This window comes from Paenibacillus sp. FSL H8-0315 (assembly GCF_038005365.1).
GTDB lineage: Bacteria > Bacillota > Bacilli > Paenibacillales > Paenibacillaceae > Paenibacillus_AQ > Paenibacillus_AQ odorifer.
The window spans coordinates 2291320-2309800 of the sequence record NZ_JBBOTA010000001.1 but is presented as its reverse complement, the minus strand read 5'-3'; the positions used below and the strand labels follow the sequence as shown (position 1 = coordinate 2309800).

The window sequence follows — 18481 nt, the reverse complement described above, 5'->3', positions numbered from 1 at the left end:
GTGAAAAGGGAGGATTCAGATGAATAAACAACGGGGCAAACGCATGTCTATTCTGCTTACGTCAGTACTGGGCTTGACGCTGCTGGCAGGCTGCGGGGGGAATTCTAATTCTGCAAACGGAGACAATGCGGCGGTAAAAGAGAGTAATAGCGGAGGAAACACAGCACAAAGTACGAACGCAGGGACGGAGGAGAAGACCGGACTGGACACTTCCAAAAAGGTCGAGCTGCAATTCTATATGCTAGGCGATGCGCCGAAGGACCTCTCAAGCATTGAAGCGGAAATTAACAAAATGGCCGAAGAGGATCTGAATGCAACCGTTAAATTCAACTATACAACCTGGACAGATTGGGATCAGAAATATAAGCTGCTGCTGTCGTCGGGTCAATCGATCGATCTGATCTTCACTGCGGACTGGACACAATATCAGGCTTATGCGAAAAAGGGAGCTTTTTTGGCTATAGATGATCTGCTGCCCAAAGCTGCCCCGGAACTCCAGCAATTCGTACCACAGGAAATGTGGGATGCCGTGAAGATTGATGGCAAGATTTACACCGTTCCAGCGACTTATAAGGAGTATGTAACGAACGGCTTCGTATGGCGTGAGGATCTGCGCAAGAAATACAATCTGCCTCAGCCGACAGATCTGGCTAGCTATGAAGCATACATGGAAGGAATCAAGAAAAATGAACCGCAGATGTCACCTGCTTCTTTTAACAGTGATGTAAGAGGTAACATTCATGATGTATATTCAACACTTACCGCACAGGTCGGCAGTCCGCTGCCTTATGGTATTGGTATTAAGTACGATGATCCTTCAAAAGCTTATCTGTATTGGGGCTCGGAGGAACATAAAGAAGAGCTGCTGACGATGAGACGCTGGCAGGAAAACGGATTGATTTCCAAAAACGTCCTGAACTTGAAGGATACCATCCAGGCTCCGATTATCGCGGGCAAGGCAGCAAGCATCTTTGGAGATAATCCGACTCGCTTCAACGATACGTTGATGAAGGTGAAAGCAGCACATCCGGATTGGGATCTAGGTTACTATCCTTATGGCAATACCATTGGTTATGCAACACCAGTTCATCCTATTCATAATGGTTTCGCCATTCCGAAGAGCAGCAAGAACCCTGAACGTGCACTGGCCTTCTATGAAAAAATGGTCATGGATAAACGTTATAATCAGCTGACACAATACGGTGTGGAAGGAAAGAACTATAAAATTGATGCGAACGGTTACTATGAACTTATTGGAGATGCTTCAACGAACGGTTTTACACGCGAGGGAATGAATGGCTGGGCCTGGCGGAATCCGGAGTTCATGCTATTTGATAAATCCTATGATGGCGTGAAGGAAATTTTCGCTGAGCTCGACAAAATTCAGAAGCCGGATATTTTCACAGGTTTTGCTGAGGATTATACCTCCTATCAGGCGGAAAAAGCAGCACTAGAGCAGGTGGAAAAGCAATACCTGTATCCATTGCAAGCTGGATTAGTAGAGGATGTTGATGCGGGTTTAGCCACCTTTATGGAAAAGGCTAAGCAAGCCGGCCTTGAGAAAATCCAGACCGAATATATCAAGCAATGGGATGCTTATGTGCAGGAGAAGGGTTTGAAATAAAACAGCAAGGGATGTTCCCTAAGCCAAATGGGGGGAGCATCCCTTTTTTTGTGTTCTTTAACGTACTCAGATTTACGAGAAACGTTGGCGAAATTCCCGTGGAGTGGTTCCTTCTATTCGAATAAAGCTGGAGCTGAAGTAAGGGGCCTGATTGAAGCCGACTTCCTCGGCTATACGGGCAATCGTGTAGCTAGTCTGCATCAGCAAAAGTTTACTTTGCTGAATCCGATAATGCAGCAGATATTCCATCGGCGCACAGCCGTATTCCTTCTTCATGCAACGAGCGATATATACAGGGTGAAAGCTTAGACTTTCCCCGAGCTGCTGCGCAGTGATATGCTCACGAAAATGGCTGCGTAAATAGGAGGCCGCCTGCTCTGCACATATTTTGGAGGGCGAGGGGCGCTCATGGCTGAGGGAGGCGGATAACTGCTGAATAACCTCCTGAAACAACAGCTGCTGCTGAAATGGAGTATCGCTTAAATGGGAATTAGGCACAAGCTGATTCAGCTGCGAGAGCAGCTCTTCCATCTTGGACGGCTGCAGCAGAGTTGTATATTGAGGCAAGCGTAAGCTAAACGGCCGGATATCAAATTCGTCAGATTGCAGGGAGTTCTCTATTTTGACGTTATCTTTCTCAAGCGCAGCAGCCGTATCCTCGGTCATATTCCAGTCGCCCACCGTTTGAAAATGCAGCCAATAATAAGAGGTGGATTCCTTGCAGCTATCCGTACTGAAATGATGGCTGTCTGGACGAAGTAAGAGCGCCTGACCTGCTTTTACTTGAAAAGGGAGACCGCCTTCACTCATATATAAACAGCCTTGTTTAACTACAAGCATATCGAACACCCGGGTATTATGGCGGCTCATATGATAATGGCCGGGGGAGAAAGTATGGAATCCGCTCACAATGTAGTACAGCAACGGAGGAACGGTGAAGTTCAAGATGTTCATGTCAGAAGCTCCTTTTAGTGAGGTTGGAATAATGTAATAATTGGTTTGAAATCTGTACCATCATCCAAAGTATATCATCTATAATTTAGTCTGACATAATGAATAAAGATGTTATTTTTTAGGCTAAGTCTATAGGTATGGTTTACGAGGAGGGTTTGTATAGTGAAAAAAGAAAGACAGGGTTTTGGACTCTGGGTATTGGCTTGGCCTATATTTATAGAGGTATTTCTACAGACTCTGCTGGGTACGGTAGATACATTAATGGTCAGCCGTATCTCTGATGATGCAGTCGCCGTAGTCGGCATTTCCAATCAATTGTTCGGTGCATTGACCACACTTTTTACAACATTTGCGGGTGGAGCGGGGATTCTGATCGCACAGAGAATGGGCTCCAAACGTTTTGGTGAAGCGCGCACGATTGCTATTATGGGAGTATCGGTTAGCCTCGTGTTGGGGATTGTCGTGAGTATTGTGTTGTTTTTCTATGCGGGCCCTATTGGTGGGGTTCTAAATATAGCACCGGAACTATTATCACTTTCGAATGTCTATATCTCCTATGTCGGCGGTGGACTTTTTATGGTCGGGATGATCGCTTCCCTCGGTACCGCTATCCGGAACACAGGGAATACCAAAGGGCCGATGTACACAGGGATTATAATCAATGTCATCCATATAATTCTGAACTATATTTTTATATTTGGTGTATTCGGTCTGCCACAGCTAGGCCTTGCGGGCATCGCGATCTCCAGTATTGTCAGTAGACTGGTCGGAGTGATTATTCTCTATTCCTTATTCCGGCGTTCTTTCGAAATCAAGGTTAGACTTAGAGATTTCCGTATATTCAATGGGAAGCTGTTCAAGCAAATTCTGAAGATTGCCTGGCCGCTGGGGATCAATTCTTCCTGTTGGGTATTCTCCCAGCTTATTGTGTATTCCTTTCTGGCTGCACTTGGAGCCGAAGCGTTAGCAGCACGCACGTATCTTAACACCTTGGAGTCCTTTTGCTTCACGCTTGGTTATGCTTTTGCGCTGGCGGGGCAGATACAGATTGCTCATTTATTCGGAGCAGGCAAACTGAAAGAAGCTTATCGCAGTGCGTATCGTACACTCTTTATTGGTTTGAGCATTGTGTCAGCTAACATGTTGTTATTATTCTTGTTCGGAAAACAGCTGCTCGGTTATTTCACATCTGATCCGAAAATTATTGCGATCGGGGTTTCTTTGTTAGCTCTAAATCTATTGCTTCAGCCCTCCAAAATGCTGAATATGGCCCTCGGCAACGCGCTGAATGCCATCGGGGATACGCGTTATACGATGTATACTTCCATCGTGTCTATGTCCCTCATTGGCGTGGGCTGCTCCTATTGGTTAGGAATCAGCGTCGGCTGGGGACTCATAGGTATCTATTGTTGTATGATAGCCGACGAATTGGTGAGAGGTTTGCTTGTTTTGGCGCGCTGGAGGGGGCGAAAGGTTCTCCGCCAAGCGGACACCGGCTTGAGTGAAGAGAATGCTTCACTACATGGAGCGGGGAAAAGAAGCGCCTCGTTAACCACATAAGCGGGACTCTATAAGCCCAGCTTGATGGGCAATGGAGTGGTTTTAGAGTAGGACGTTGTTTGTGGAGTAGTGTTTTTGTTTCGGCAGTAGGGTGGTAGTAGTGCTGCAGTAGTGCGATAGTAGGGCCATTGCGGGAGGCGGTAGTAAGGCGGTTGCGGGCGGTAGGTAGGGCGGTTGCGGGAGGGATGACGTTGTGCTTTCGGACTCAGATGCCGCTATTTGCTAATTTAGAGCCTTTTCCGGTTAGTTTCGGACTGAAGGGGCGCTATTCCTTGTAAAATGGCTCCTAATGGGGTCGTTTTGCACCAATAATGACTCTGGAGTCCGATAGCTTATGAAAAGAGACGTTTGTGCGGAAATAACGGCTCTGGAGTCCGAAAGCGACTTTGAAAGCCCAAGTAACACCGTGCACCCAAGCGACAACGAGCACTTCAAGTAACATAGAGCAACTCTGTGGCTTGAAAATTGATTAGTTTAGGGGCAGTAGGGCGTTGTGCTTTCGGACTCAGATGCAGCTATTTGCTAATTTAGAGCCTTTTCCGGATAGTTTCGGACTGGAGAGGCGCTATTCCTCGTAAAATGGCTCCTAATGGGGTCGTTTTGCACCAATAGTGACTCTGGAGTCCGATAGCTTATGAAAAGAGACGTTTGTGCGGAAATAACGGCTCTGGAGTCCGAAAGCGACTTTGAAAGCCCAAGTAACACCGTGCACCCAAGCGACAACTAGCACTTCGAGTAACATTAAGCATCCAGAGTAACGTCGAGCACTTCAAGTAACACCGTGCACCCAAGCGACAACGAGCACTTCAAGTAACATTAAATTTGCTGATGTTTTTTTTGAAAGAGGTTACCTCATGAGTAGAAATAATTACTTCTGTGAGGGCCTCTTTTTTATGCGAGTATAAAGTTTAAGTTTGACGGTCCTCAAATTTGATTATTCATTCATATAGAGTTTGATTCTATGATATAAATGAGGTAGCCTTTATAGAATGGGTAGCCGTTATATAAATACATGTTAGTGAAGGGTTTGAGGGAAATGTTGTTGTCAAAATGGAGAGGGTTTTCGTTACTAGGGCTGCTCTTAATGCTTGTACTATTATCAGGCTGTTCTAAAGGAACAGCGCATGTCACAGTGAATAAGAATGGAAGCGTAGATTTTGCAGTGAATATGAAAGTGAATTCGCGGGCAGAAGCGTTGATTAGCGAAAAAATGGAAGATGCTCTGGTAAACAAACTTAAAGATCAGGGGATTGAGCTAGAGAAAAGCCAAGATGGAAAATCTACAGTCTATGAATTCATGAAATCTTATGCCTCTTTTGAGGAAATGAAAGCACTCTCTGGTGACTTGGATATTGTGGACCTGAAATTAGATACCAAAGATTATTGGTTTTATACCAAATATGATGTTGAGGCGAAGCCCAAATTAAATAGTTACATAGACACCATAATGGATAATATGGGATCGCTCAGCTTATCGAAGCCGATTATTCGGGCGTTTTTGCAAAACATGGCTTTCGACTTTAAATTAACGTTACCTGTGGATTTATATGGAGACAATAATGCAAATGTGGAGGACGGCAGAACCCTTACTTGGAATGTTACACTAGCGGATACAGAGCCAATTCAAATGCAGGTTTATGTGCCTAATGTATGGAATATCGTGATTGTGCTTATCATTTTAGTGGTGGTTATTGTAACTGCGATTATATTGTTCGTCAGAAAAAGAAAGCAGCGTAATAGAAAACGGTTCTAAGTGGGTTCGTAAGGTTTAGGAAGTGCCGGGAAGCTAGGATGCTTTACCGGCCTTCTTTACTTTTTAGCAGGCACAGAGTTATAATTAGTACCAAGTACTAATATCAGATACTAATTGAAGAGGTGATTGGAATGACAGGTGCAAAAATTACCGCTATCGGAACCTATGTCCCAGCTAAAAGACTGACTAATGCCGATCTGGAACAGATCGTAGATACAAATAATGAATGGATTGTGCAACGGACCGGAATCCGTGAGCGTCGAATTAGTCGGCAGGATGAGTATACAAGTGATTTATGTGCAGCAGCTGTGCAGGATCTTATGACTCGTTATGGAAAAAGCGTTCAGGATGTCGATATGGTCCTGGTAGCTACGAGCACACCTGACTTTTCCTTTCCCTCAGTAGCTTCTTTGATTCAAAATCGCTTTAACATTCCACAGACTGCGGGTGCTATGGATTTGAGCGCAGCATGCGCGGGTTTTGTCTATGCACTGCATACTGCTCACAGTTATGTGGCCTCAGGAATGCATCGTAAGGTACTGGTTATTGGTGCGGATACGATCTCCAAGATTACGGATTATACTGACCGCAGTACATGTATTCTTTTTGGGGATGGAGCGGGAGCTGTGCTTGTGGAAAGTGATGAGCAGTCGACGGGATTTTTGGGCTTCCAGCTGGCAAGTGATGGCGGTGGGGCACATCATGTGTACCGTACGGGGCTTGCCCATACTGTAAACAATATTGAGCTGGTAGATACACAAATGCTGGTACAGAACGGACGTGAAGTGTTTCGCTGGGCGGTCAGAACGGTTCCTTTAGGTGTGCAACAACTGCTTGAAAAAGCGGAGGTAACTCTGGAGGAAGTAGACTGGTTTATTCCACACAGCGCTAATATGCGCATGATTGAGCCAATTTGTGAGCGATTAAATTATCCGCTGGAGCAGGTGCTGCACAGTCTTGTGAATTTCGGCAATACTTCTGCTGCCACGATTCCTTTAGCACTCGATTTGGGCATCCGCGAGGGTAAAGTACAAAATGGACAAAAGATCCTGATGTATGGTTTTGGTGCCGGATTGACCCAGGCTGGACAATTGATTGAGTTGAATTTGGATCATCAGGTAGGGATACCTACTCCATATTAAGAGGTGGAATTTGGCGAGTTAATGTCCAATGAATGTTTATAACGAAACGTTTCGGTTAATCAATAAAAAGACAACGCCGTTTGCGGAAACCCGCTTACATTGGCTGTTGTCTTTTTTTTGTTGATTACTGAGTATTTAATTGACTGCCACAGGATTCACGTACAATAAGCACAGGCTCCACTACAAACGATCCACCGCCAGACTGATTGTTAATCAAGTCATAGAGCATATGGGCAGCGAGGATGCCAAGCCGTTCTTTGTTCTGGCGGATGGTCGACAGTTTTGGACTGGTATATTTACAGGCTTCAATGTCGTCACAACCGATAATGGCAATATCTTCAGGAACGCTGAGGCCGTGTTCTTTCAAAGCCCGGATGGCTCCCAGAGCCAGCAAATCAGAAGCCGCAAAAATGGCTTTTGGTAAATTTCCGGCTTGAATTAATTGCTGCATAGCCGTATAACCGCTGGGCTCAAAGAAATCGTCGCCATGAACAAACCACTGACGGTTCAAAGTGAGGCCAAAACTTTCAATAGCTTTGACATATCCGGATTCCCGCAGGTTAGAAATATCTGAATCCGCTGCACTTCCGATAAATCCAAGCTCTCTATAGCCAAGTAGATAAAAATGCTCCACGACCTTGGAAGAAACCTGAAAGTTATCTGACATCACAAAGCCGGATTTTTTCCCCTTTAGCTCGAGGTCGACTCCGATACAAGGAATACTGCTCATATCCAGATCGCGGATGGTAGGCTCCATCTTTTGCCCGGAAATAATGACACATCCATCCACATTGAAATGAACAGATCGAGCGAAATAATCGCCGCTGCTGATGAATTTCTCGTTGGAAAAGAAAATGAGATCGTAGCCCAGAACGCCCATCTGCTTCTTAAAGGAATTTAGCACTTCTACGAAAAAGGGATGGGTAAATTCGACATTAAGCTCGCCAGCAAAAATAACCCCGATCAGATTCGACTTCTTAGTTGCGAGTGTCTTGGCGGAGTTGGAAGGTGAATATCCGGTTTGTTCGATGATCTCCAAAACTCTTTGCTTGGTTTTTTCGGAAACATCACTGTAATTGTTCATAATTTTCGAAACAGTCGAGACAGAAACGCCGGCCATTTCGGCAATCATTTTGATATTCATAGTTAATAAAGCCACCCTCCGCTGAATAGTTGAAATTTGAGAAAAAGACTGTTCTAGAGCGGTTATTTGCGAGTTATTATGAATAGGGTGAATGAAAATTCAATTATTTTCAGTCTATTATTATTGCCGAAACAAGTCAAATATATATTTCACTATGCAGATTTATTCCAAAATAATCTATGTAAAAAAATTCAAAATTACATCTTTACAAAAATAGAAAACTAAGCAACAATAGCATTGTCGAAACCGATTTCGACTTTTCGCTTGAATTACGAATATTACGAAATTCGAGGAGTGATGTTTAGGATGAAAAGGAATTTCACAGCAGCACTTGCTGCTATGCTCCTTGTCACCGGGCTGCTATCACCGGTTGGGAGCATGAATGCTTCAGCGGCAGAGGCGTTAAAGGAAAACTCACCTGATTCAGCGGCAACGAAAGTGGAAAATGAACCAATCAATGGATTGAAAGCGTTTACCGATGTATCTCCAAGTCATTGGGCCGCAGGCCCATTACAGCGTTGGAGCGCAAATGGGATCATAAGCGGATATGACGACGGGTCGTTTCGTCCGGGTAAGGAAGTCACGAAGGCAGAATTCGCAGCTATTATGAATCGTATATTTAATTATCAGGAGCAATCGGATAAGGTTCCCGCTGATGTCCAGGCTACAGACTGGTATAAAAATGATATAGCCAAAGGGATTGCAGCTGGATATTTAAGCAGTGATCAGAAGAACAATATTTATCCTTCAAAAGCACTTTCGCGCGCTGAGGCGGCGTTAGCATTGGAGAAAGTGTTTCGTTTCAATGCAGACAAAAGCAGTACAGCAGCATTCACCGATCTGAACGGAGTCAGCGATGAAACCGCAAAAGCAATAGCTGTTCTATCGAGTGCAGGTTTTGTAAAAGGATATCCTGGAGGTTTGTTTAAGCCAGATGGTGGGATCACCCGTGCAGAGTTAGCTCAGTTGGCTGATCGAATGGTTTCGGGACTCCTCCTGAAATCAGGAGAGACTTCACTAGGAACAGTAAAGGGCAATGTAGTCATTAATCGGGCTGACGTGATTCTTAAAGACACGGTCATCCAAGGTAATCTTTATCTAACCGAGGGGATAGCTGAAGGGAATGCAAAGCTTGAAGGTGTAAAGGTAACAGGGACTACTTTTGTACGGGGAGGCGGCGAGCAAAGTATCGGCTTACACCATACTTCTCTTGGACTGCTTCAAGTAGCCAAGCCTAATGGTAAGGTTCGGGTTTATGCCAGCGGGTCAACAGCTGTGGGTACTGTGCATCTGCTATCTGGGGCAATCTTGGAAGAAAGCAGCGATCTTACCGGGGCAGGGTTTGGGGATGTTGAGATGGATGTCGTTCCTCACAATATTTCGCTTCGCGGAACATTTGCAGCGGTTCGTTCGGCAGACTCAGCAGTCAGCGGTTCTTTGTTAAGAATCCTTGGAACTGTCGGCAGCCTTATTCTGGGAAGTCCGGCCCAATTAACATTGGAGAACAATTCACAAGTGGCGGCACTAATCCTATCTGCGAGCGCTGGAGGTACAACAATTCAAGGCAGCGGAAGCGTAACCACAATAGATAACAAAGCCGATGGAGTAACGATTGGCGGTGTAGCATTAAAAAAAGGAAACACTGGCAAAACAACATTGCCAATAGCAAGCTCAGCGCCAAGCAGTTCGGGGAATGTAGGTCCAATATCGACACCAAACTCCACACCTGAAGCAACGGCGACACCTACGGCAACTGCTACGCCAATCGAAACACCAACACCAACACCAACACCAACACCAACACCAACAGCCACACCGACACCAACAGCCACACCGACACCAACAGCCACACCGACACCAACACCAACACCGACACTAACACCAACACCAACAGCCACACCAACACCAACACCAACACCAACACCAACGCCAACGCCAACACCAACACCAACACCAACACCAACACCAACACCAACACCAACACCAACACCAACGCCAACACCCACAGCCACGCCAACACCAACCACTGATCCGTGGACACTGGTGTGGGGGGATGAGTTTGATGATGGAGAGATTGATGCAACAAAGTGGACCTATGACCTTGGAGATGGTTCGCAATACAACAATCCAGGTTGGGGAAACAATGAGAAGCAGTGGTATACCAACGATGAGAAGAATGTAAAGGAACAGGACGGTAACCTGATCATTACGGCCCACAAAGAAGAAAAAGCTGGTAAACAATATACTTCTACACGGATTAAGACTAAAGGGTTGTTTAGTAAAAAATATGGCAAATTTGAAATTCGGGCCAAAGCACCTACTGGAAAAGGGTACTGGCCGGCGATCTGGATGCTGCCGGAGAACGATGTGTACGGGACTTGGGCTGCTTCCGGTGAGCTTGATATTATGGAAGGCTGGGGCAGTCGTCCAGACACGGTAGCGGGGACGATTCATTACGGCGGTATGGCGCCGAACAATGTATACTCCGGCAAAGAGTATGTATTTCCGGATAACGCTACGATTGAGCAGTTCCATACGTACTCTATTGAGTGGGAGCCGGGCGAAATTCGCTGGTATGTGGATGGTGAATTATATTCGACCAAAAATGACTGGTACAGCATCAGCAATGGGCAGCCTGCCAATAATGTGTATCCAGCGCCGTTTAATCAGAAGTTCCATTTGCTGATGAATCTGGCCGTAGGCGGTAACTTTGATGGTGATCCGACTAGCGAAACCGTATTTCCAAAATCGATGGAGATTGATTACGTTAGAGTCTACGAGCTGACAGGTCGTGAGTACCGCGAGCCTATTCCAGTTACACTGGAGAAGGAAGCCTATCCAGAAGGCTCCAAGCTTGCACTGGCAGACGGCAACATGGTCTATAACAACAATTATTCGGAGCAGGTGCCGGGGGATGACGGTATGGGAATCCCAAATACCGCACATTGGGCACTTTATAAAGAAGCAGGGGCTGAAGCTACGGTTTCTACTGTTCCTATTGGGGAGCGCAATTATGTGAAGGTAGATATCAGCAGTGGCGGCGGGAATTTTTATTCGATTCAACCCCAAGCTATCGTATCTATAGCTAAAGGCAGGTTCTATAAACTCAGCTTCGATGCCAAAACCGATATGTCCCGCAGTATGAGCGTTCGGTTAACAGGTGGAGAATCTCGTGGATTTGCAGCGTATTCTCCATCGTTTAAGGTAGATCTAACTTCAGCGATGACGCATTACGAAACGATGTTTCAAATGAAGGAGAACTCAGATATTGCTGCACGCGTCGAGTTCAACGTGGGTACCAATACTTCACCGGTATGGTTTGGTAATGTCAGATTAGAAGAGATTGAGAATATTCAATTCCCGCATGATAGTGTGAAGGAACCGCTGGCCAACGGTAATCATCTGTACAATGGTACTTTCGATATTGGCGAACCCAATCGGATGAGTTATTGGCATACGGAAGCAGCTGGTGGTGTCACGGTAGAATCAAGCGTTAATGACAATGGCCAGTTAAAGCTACAGATTGGCGGCAGTGAAAATGGTGAGGTTCGGTTACTTCAGAAGGGAATTCAGCTCATTCAAGGGCAGGACTACGAGGTTACCTTCAATGCTTCAGTCTCCTCTGCACGCACAGGAACGGTCCAACTACTAGGAAAAGACGGCAGTGTACAGGCAGAACAAACGGTTAACTTAAGCGAAGGTGAGCAAAAAATTAAAGCCAACTTTATCAATCTTGCAGGTGCAACCGATCATGAAGGACAATTCGTATTATTGTTAAACGGGGCAGCGGATACAGTCGTTCTGGATAACTTCCAGATGATACGTACTAGCTTCTATTTTGATCCATCGCTAATATATTACCCGCTCCTGAATGGTGAATTTAACTTTGGGTTTAGCGCCTGGGACCGCCTGTTGACAGAGCAGGGTGGTCAGAGCAGCGCTACGGTTGTAGATGGAGCAGCGAAATTTAGCATTACGAATACTGGCAGTCAGGCTTATTCTGTAATGTTGTTTCAGAACAACTTGAAAGCTGCTGCTGGAATGGATTATGTGGTTGAATTTGATGCCAGTTCAACCGTAATCCGCAAAATCGGGGTGAACGTAGAAAATGGTACGTATCAGGCCTCGTTCAGCAATATTCTGGAGGTAACGCCGGAGACGAATCATTACAGATTCGAATTCCGGCAAGGCAGCAAGGATACATTGTCTCTTAAATTCCTGCTTGGGAAGGTTGAGGGGATTAGTATTCCTCAAAACCATGATATTATCATTGACAATGTGAAATTTGAGATCAAAAATGCACCGGCCAAACCGCAGGAGCTGCTGAGCGACAGCAGTAATAACAGAGTTTCGCAGCCGATTGAGCTTACTTTTATCGACAATGCAAATTGGCGGAATCAAATCATGGCGGTAAAGGTTAACGGTACAACACTTAATGCAGAGCAGTACACTATTGAACCGGGAAAAATCACAATTGAAGCAGCAGTATTTCCGGCAGAAGGAAGTTATACCATTACTGTTGAGGCTGAACATTATGTTACTGCAACTGTCGCGCAGACTATTCTAGCTAATGATAACAATCTAGTCATCAATGGTTCGTTTGGCAGCGATAAGACGGGCTGGACTACATGGTCCGGAGAAGGTGGCGTCTCCGCGTTTAATGTGAAGGATGGCGTAGCTGAAATCCTGATTACGTCGGCCGGATGGGAAGCGTGGCATACACAATTTTTCCAAGAGGGTATTCCACTGGAGGGCGGAAAAACATATGAGGTGAGCTTCAAAGCAAAATCAACGGTTCCGCGCCAAATTGTGTTAGAATACTCCAATACTTCAGCTGCTTCCGCGCAAGCTAAGTTTGATATTCATGCGGATTGGGCTACTTATACAGCACAATTTACGGTGTCGAACAGCAACCCGCTGAAGCTTAATTATCTGATCGGCAAAACGCTGGGCGCTGATCCTGCGGCTAACAGTACACCGCATACGATTTCTTTTGACGATATTGTGGTCAGGGAGGTACAAGGGGGTCCACCAGTAACACCGCCAAGCGGTACCCTGGATAATGGAACCTTCGATGTAGATGCAACGGGCTGGAGCCAGTATTTTGACGGAATCGGAACTGCTTCTGTTCAAGAGGGGGAATTTGCTATCAACTTAACAGGTACCGGGCAAGCCCCTTATAGCGCACAGGTGGATTACGAAAATCTCAAGCTCGTTCAGGGAAAGACGTACACCTTGAAGTTTAAAGCTCGTTCTACAGTAAACCGCAATATTCAGGTAGCTGTGGAGCATAAGGGCGGGGACTACACCAAATATATGGAAGCTGAGCTTGTAGCCTTGACCCAGAATATGGACGAGTACAGCTACACTTTTACCATGAATGGGGCAACAGACGCTGGTGTTCATCTGGTGTTTTTGCTAGGGCTTATAGATGGGAATAGTACGGAGACGAATAGTGAAATTAGCGCGGGCAGTACAATTTATTTAGATGATGTAAGCTTGATCGAAGGGTAAACGAGAAAAAACGGCAGTGTTTTCCTTTTTACAGGAGCACTGTCGTTTTTTTGTGTGTTTTTTGTGGGTTTGACTTAAGTTTCTTTAGGGATAAATTCAAAAATTTTGCCACTCTCAAAAGATTCTATTAGTTTCAGCAACCAGCGGTAGTAGTTAATGGATTCAGTTATTTTTTCTTCATCTGTATTTAAGAGCTGCATAAGTTTACTATCGTCACTATACTCTTTTTTCATATCGTTAATTTCTGCAAGTGATTTCGCTAGTGAGATCATATTACCTTCGACGGCTTTTCTCCATTTAATAGAGAAGTAATCACTGAAGTTCTGATGCCAGTCAGGCACAGTGGTGAACAAGTCTTTGCGCGTCCCTCTCCCCCATACTTTGTCGATCATTTTCAGATCTAGAAGGGTACGGACTCCCGTACTCATGGACGTTTTACTCATTCCCATTGTTTTACTGAGTTCATCCAGTGTCACTGGACCTTGATTGAAGTACATATAACCGTATAAATGTCCAATAGACAAGGTAATGCCATACAGATCCATGTTTTTGCCGATAGAATCGATCACACGTTCACGGGCTTTACTAATCTTCTCTATTTGTTCGGGCGTAAGCCCTTCTAAATCGTTCATGATGTCCCTCCTGAGGAATAGGTCGATAGACTGCAACCTTATACAATGTATTGTAATCAAATCCCCCTCCATAAGTAAAGAATTCATGAAGAAAGGAATTTGGCGTAAAACAGAGTATTCCATACATAAAGTTCATAAAGTTAAAACTGTACACTAAATTTTATCCGTATATGGTGTTTGCATGAATTTTCAATAGTCCGGTAAACTACTATAAGTGAACTAAACCCGGATAACATTTCGGGAGAAGGAGGACGGCATGGCTATTATAGAGGTGAAACAACTAACCAAAGTATTCGGTCATGATGCGGGACGCGCGATTCCTTTATTAGAGCAAGGGATGTCGAAGGAAAAAATTGCTCAGGAATTGAAGTTGACAGTCGGAGTCAACAAAGCCGAATTCAGCATTGAAGAAGGAGAAATATTCGTCATTATGGGTTTGTCCGGCAGCGGTAAGTCGACGCTGGTTCGTTTGTTGAACCGCTTGATTGAGCCTACAGGGGGGCAAGTTCTTTTTAAAGGGAAAGATGTTGTGAAAATGAATCCGGAGCAGCTGCGCCAATTCAGACGGAAGAACATCGGCATGGTGTTTCAGAAGTTCGCATTATTTCCACATCGAAGCGTACTGGAGAATGCAGCATACGGGCTTGAAGTTCAGGGCGTAGATAAAAAGAAAAGAACTGAACTGGCAACAGAAGCCTTGCATCTGGTAGGTCTGAAAGGTTGGGAGAATCATCGTCCTGATCAACTCAGTGGAGGGATGCAGCAGCGTGTTGGACTGGCACGGGGCCTTGCTAACGACCCGGATATCCTGCTTATGGATGAGGCATTTAGTGCACTGGATCCGCTTATTCGTAAAGACATGCAGCAAGAGCTGCTGGAATTACAGGCCAGAGTGAAGAAGACCATCGTGTTTATCACTCATGATCTAGACGAAGCTTTGCGGATTGGAGATCGGATCGCACTGATGAAGGACGGAGTCATTGTGCAAATTGGTACACCGGAAGAAATCCTCATCCAACCTGCCAATAAATATGTAGAGCGATTCGTGGAGGATGTGGACTTGTCCAAGGTGTTGACTGCAGCTCATGTAATGCGTCAGCCGGAAACAGTCAGACCTGAACGCGGGCCTCGGGTAGCGCTTCAATTAATGCGTGACAGTGGTATATTCAGTCTGTATGTAGTGGACAAGGAAAATAAGCTTCTGGGTGTTATTACAGCTGAGGATGCCCTTAAGGCACTGAATGATAATAAATCTATTCTGGAAGTAACGCGGAGAGAAATCCCACGTGTTCAACCGGAAACGCTACTCAATGATTTCTTTGAATTAATATCTGAGACACATTTGCCTGTAGCCGTCGTAGATGAAGCGGATAAATTGAAGGGTATTGTGATTAAAGGAGCCGTTCTTTCCGCACTCGCCGGCAACGCGGTACCGGAAGGAGGATTATAATGGACATTCCTAAACTGCCTTTGGGAAAGGCACTCGAGTGGTTGGAAAATTGGCTGACGACTTATTGTGGGCCCCTGTTTGACTTCATCCATTCGATTATCGGTGGTATGGTGGCTGGCATTGAAAATGCACTTACCTTCCTGCCAGCATTAGTACTTATCGTGCTTATTGCAGCTTTGTCTTATTGGATCGGTAAATGGCGCATGGCACTATTTGCGGTCATTGGGCTGCTTCTGATTGATAATCTTGGATTATGGGGACCTTCTATGCAGTCCTTGGCCCTTGTTCTAACCGCCTCGATATTGGCTGTAGTAATTGGTGTGCCGATTGGTATTTTATGTGCGCAGAGAAATACCGTTAGAAATATAGTTACGCCTATTTTGGACTTTATGCAGACGATGCCGGCTTTTGTATATTTATTGCCAGCGGTATCCTTTTTCTCACTGGGCGTAGTTCCAGGGGTTATTGCTTCGATTATTTTTGCAATTCCGCCAACGATTCGCTTGACCAATCTCGGAATTCGTCAGGTTTCGGAGGAACTGGTGGAGGCAGCAGATGCTTTCGGATCGACACCTACTCAGAAATTGGTTAAATTGCAGCTTCCAATCGCTTTACCAACAATTATGGCAGGTGTGAACCAGACCATTATGTTGTCACTGTCAATGGTTGTTATCTCATCGATGATTGGTGCACAGGGCGTGGGTGCCTATGTATACCGTGCGGTATCACAGGCTAAGACAGGAGACGGATTCGAAGCAGGGATTGCGATCGTTATTATCGCCATTCTGCTGGACCGTTTGACACAGAACGCACTAAAACCAAAACAAAGATAGGAGTATTAAATAAATGAAGAAGAAAAATATAGGGGTATTCCTGTTAGTTATTATGATGATTGCTGTTATTGCTGGATGTTCTTCATCAAGTAAAGAGAAGGTAAAATTAGCATATGTAGCATGGGATTCGGAAATTGCGAGTACTTATGTAGTAAAGGAAGTACTTGAAACTAAGCTTGGAGCTACCGTTGAAATGCTGCAGGTAGATGCTGGTCCAATGTGGGCTGGGGTTGCAGACGGTAGTGCGGATGGAATGGTTGCAGCTTGGCTGCCAAGCACCCATGCGGCTTATTTAGAGAAGTACGGTGCAAAAATTGAAGATTTGGGTGCAAATCTAAACGGGACTAAGGTTGGCTTGGCTGTTCCGGCCTATATGGATATTAACTCTATTGAAGACTTGAAGAACAGTGATATGGCAGCAAAGCTGAACAATCGCATTATCGGCATTGAGCCAGGTGCCGGCATTATGACAACCACAGAAAAAGCTATCGCTGAATATGATCTTAGCGATTACACACTTCTTGAAAGCTCATCCGCAGCGATGGCTCAGGAACTGCAAAAGGCTTATGACAACAACGAGCCAATCGTTGTTACAGGCTGGACACCGCACTGGATGTTCGCCAATATGGATCTGAAATATCTGGAAGATCCAAAAGGGGTTTACGGTGCGGATGAACAGATCCACACGATGGTTCGCCAAGGTCTGAAAGATGACATGCCGAATGTCTACAAATTCCTGGATCAATTCGAATGGACAGCAGAAGATATGGCCAAAGTAATGATTGAGGTTCAGGGTGGCAAGTCACCAGAAGAAGCCGCTAAAACTTGGGTGGAGAGCAATCCGGATAAAGTGAATGCTTGGGTTGCAGGTATAGAATTGTAAGTAGATTAAAAACTGTGTTATGATGTGAAGAATAAATGGAAACAAAAATGTAACTTGTACGCTAACTACTGTTCTTTACACATTACACTTCATAAGCAAGCTCATTCAATAAAACACCCCGTAAGGGGTGTTTTTCTTGGGAATATAAGCAAAGTATTACAAGCTCTTAGTGTACCCTGCTTATATTTCAATAAGAATGGATACCTAGTTTACACACTTAGACTTATGCTTTGTCAAAGTAAATCAGGAGGCAGCTGCTGCAAGGAGTCAAGAGAGGAGACTGCTTCATGACAGAGACCATAAATACCTGGATTGATTGGCTGCTGCAAACGCTGGGCCTTAGCGGGCCATCTATTTTATTCGTGACCATCCCGCTCGCACTTTTGCAGAGTATATTAGGATTTTTTCCATTCGTAATTTTGATCGTGCTGCATGTCTCTGTTTTTAACGTAATTGGAGGTATGCTGATCAGTTGGCTGGCCTGCAATCTGGGAGGAATACTGATGTATTTTCTCATTCGGCGATATCTGTATAACTGGTTTGACCGAAAATGGAGAAGCAAACTGAAGCGCTATGATAAATGGCAACGTTACTTGGATCGATATGGGATTTGGACACTGGTGCTATTGCGTACAATCCCGATTATTCCGAATAATGTAATCAATTTCATGTCTGCTGTTTCACCGATTAAAGCCTCATCTTTTATATGGGGAACCGTACTTGGTAATTTGTCTTATATATGGTTATTCGGTACGATCGGATCCACCTTAATTGTTCCGCGTGAAGAATGGAATGGTTATCTTACTTGGTATGCGGTGTTTATAGCTATTCTCATTGGCATCTTTATTCGGCGTCATTGGGACCATTTGCAGGAGGATAAGCGGAGCAGAATGCACTAATATCATCTTCCCAGTTCATGATCTAAAGGATGAAGAACGTTACTTCAGGCGCAGTTTGCCGGAGGGAACGTTCTTCTTTTTTGTCCTCTTAGC

Annotated in this window: 12 protein-coding genes; 9 read left to right on the top strand and 3 right to left on the bottom strand. The window is 44.9% G+C overall.

Annotated features, from left to right (window positions below; translation table 11 throughout):
• Window positions 1–13 precede the first annotated feature (13 nt).
• On the top strand, window positions 14–1624 hold the full coding sequence (locus MHB56_RS09945) for an extracellular solute-binding protein (RefSeq protein ID WP_139329889.1): 1611 nt from the start codon (window positions 14–16) through the stop codon (window positions 1622–1624).
• Between the two features lie 72 nt (window positions 1625–1696).
• Here the strand turns inward: MHB56_RS09945 and MHB56_RS09940 are convergent, their stop codons facing one another.
• Complete coding sequence (locus MHB56_RS09940; protein WP_076302405.1) at window positions 1697–2578, bottom strand: AraC family transcriptional regulator; 882 nt, start codon at window positions 2576–2578, stop codon at window positions 1697–1699.
• A 159-nt stretch (window positions 2579–2737) separates the two neighbouring features.
• Between MHB56_RS09940 and MHB56_RS09935 the strand changes: the two genes are divergently transcribed.
• From MHB56_RS09935 to MHB56_RS09925, 3 genes are all read left to right on the top strand, one after another.
• Window positions 2738–4138: an MATE family efflux transporter gene (locus tag MHB56_RS09935; RefSeq protein WP_405169625.1), complete on the top strand. Its 1401-nt coding sequence runs from the start codon at window positions 2738–2740 to the stop codon at window positions 4136–4138.
• A gap of 1036 nt (window positions 4139–5174) precedes the next feature.
• Window positions 5175–5891 carry a hypothetical protein gene (locus MHB56_RS09930; RefSeq protein ID WP_341143532.1) on the top strand — a complete coding sequence of 239 codons (717 nt, stop codon included), beginning with the start codon at window positions 5175–5177 and terminating at the stop codon, window positions 5889–5891.
• 131 nt (window positions 5892–6022) lie between these two features.
• The gene (locus MHB56_RS09925) at window positions 6023–7033 is read left to right on the top strand and encodes a ketoacyl-ACP synthase III (protein ID WP_076128027.1); all 1011 of its coding nucleotides are present in this window, start codon (window positions 6023–6025) and stop codon (window positions 7031–7033) included.
• Between the two features lie 124 nt (window positions 7034–7157).
• Here MHB56_RS09925 and MHB56_RS09920 read toward each other — a convergent pair whose 3' ends face one another.
• Entirely contained in the window at window positions 7158–8177 is a 1020-nt protein-coding gene (locus MHB56_RS09920) for a LacI family DNA-binding transcriptional regulator (RefSeq protein ID WP_076128026.1), read from the bottom strand.
• A 306-nt stretch (window positions 8178–8483) separates the two neighbouring features.
• Between MHB56_RS09920 and MHB56_RS09915 the strand changes: the two genes are divergently transcribed.
• Window positions 8484–13691, top strand: a complete 5208-nt coding sequence (locus tag MHB56_RS09915) for a carbohydrate binding domain-containing protein (protein ID WP_341143531.1) — start codon at window positions 8484–8486, stop codon at window positions 13689–13691.
• 74 nt (window positions 13692–13765) lie between these two features.
• Here the strand turns inward: MHB56_RS09915 and MHB56_RS09910 are convergent, their stop codons facing one another.
• Window positions 13766–14323: a GbsR/MarR family transcriptional regulator gene (locus MHB56_RS09910; protein WP_036685364.1), complete on the bottom strand. Its 558-nt coding sequence runs from the start codon at window positions 14321–14323 to the stop codon at window positions 13766–13768.
• 256 nt (window positions 14324–14579) lie between these two features.
• On the opposite strand from MHB56_RS09910, the gene MHB56_RS09905 reads away from it, so the two are divergent.
• The 4 genes from MHB56_RS09905 to MHB56_RS09890 all read left to right on the top strand — a co-directional run bounded on the left by MHB56_RS09905 (window position 14580) and on the right by MHB56_RS09890 (window position 18388).
• The gene (locus MHB56_RS09905; RefSeq protein WP_036685362.1) at window positions 14580–15773 is read left to right on the top strand and encodes a quaternary amine ABC transporter ATP-binding protein; all 1194 of its coding nucleotides are present in this window, start codon (window positions 14580–14582) and stop codon (window positions 15771–15773) included.
• The gene (locus MHB56_RS09900) at window positions 15773–16606 is read left to right on the top strand and encodes an ABC transporter permease (protein WP_076099393.1); all 834 of its coding nucleotides are present in this window, start codon (window positions 15773–15775) and stop codon (window positions 16604–16606) included. Before MHB56_RS09905 ends, MHB56_RS09900 begins: the two co-directional genes overlap by 1 nt.
• Before the next feature lie 13 nt (window positions 16607–16619).
• A complete protein-coding gene (locus MHB56_RS09895; RefSeq protein ID WP_038573223.1) occupies window positions 16620–17489 on the top strand; it encodes a glycine betaine ABC transporter substrate-binding protein in 870 nt (289 codons plus the stop codon).
• A gap of 287 nt (window positions 17490–17776) precedes the next feature.
• Window positions 17777–18388, top strand: coding sequence for a TVP38/TMEM64 family protein (locus MHB56_RS09890; protein WP_076099392.1), 612 nt, complete (start codon window positions 17777–17779; stop codon window positions 18386–18388).
• The last annotated feature ends 93 nt before the right edge of the window (window positions 18389–18481 follow it).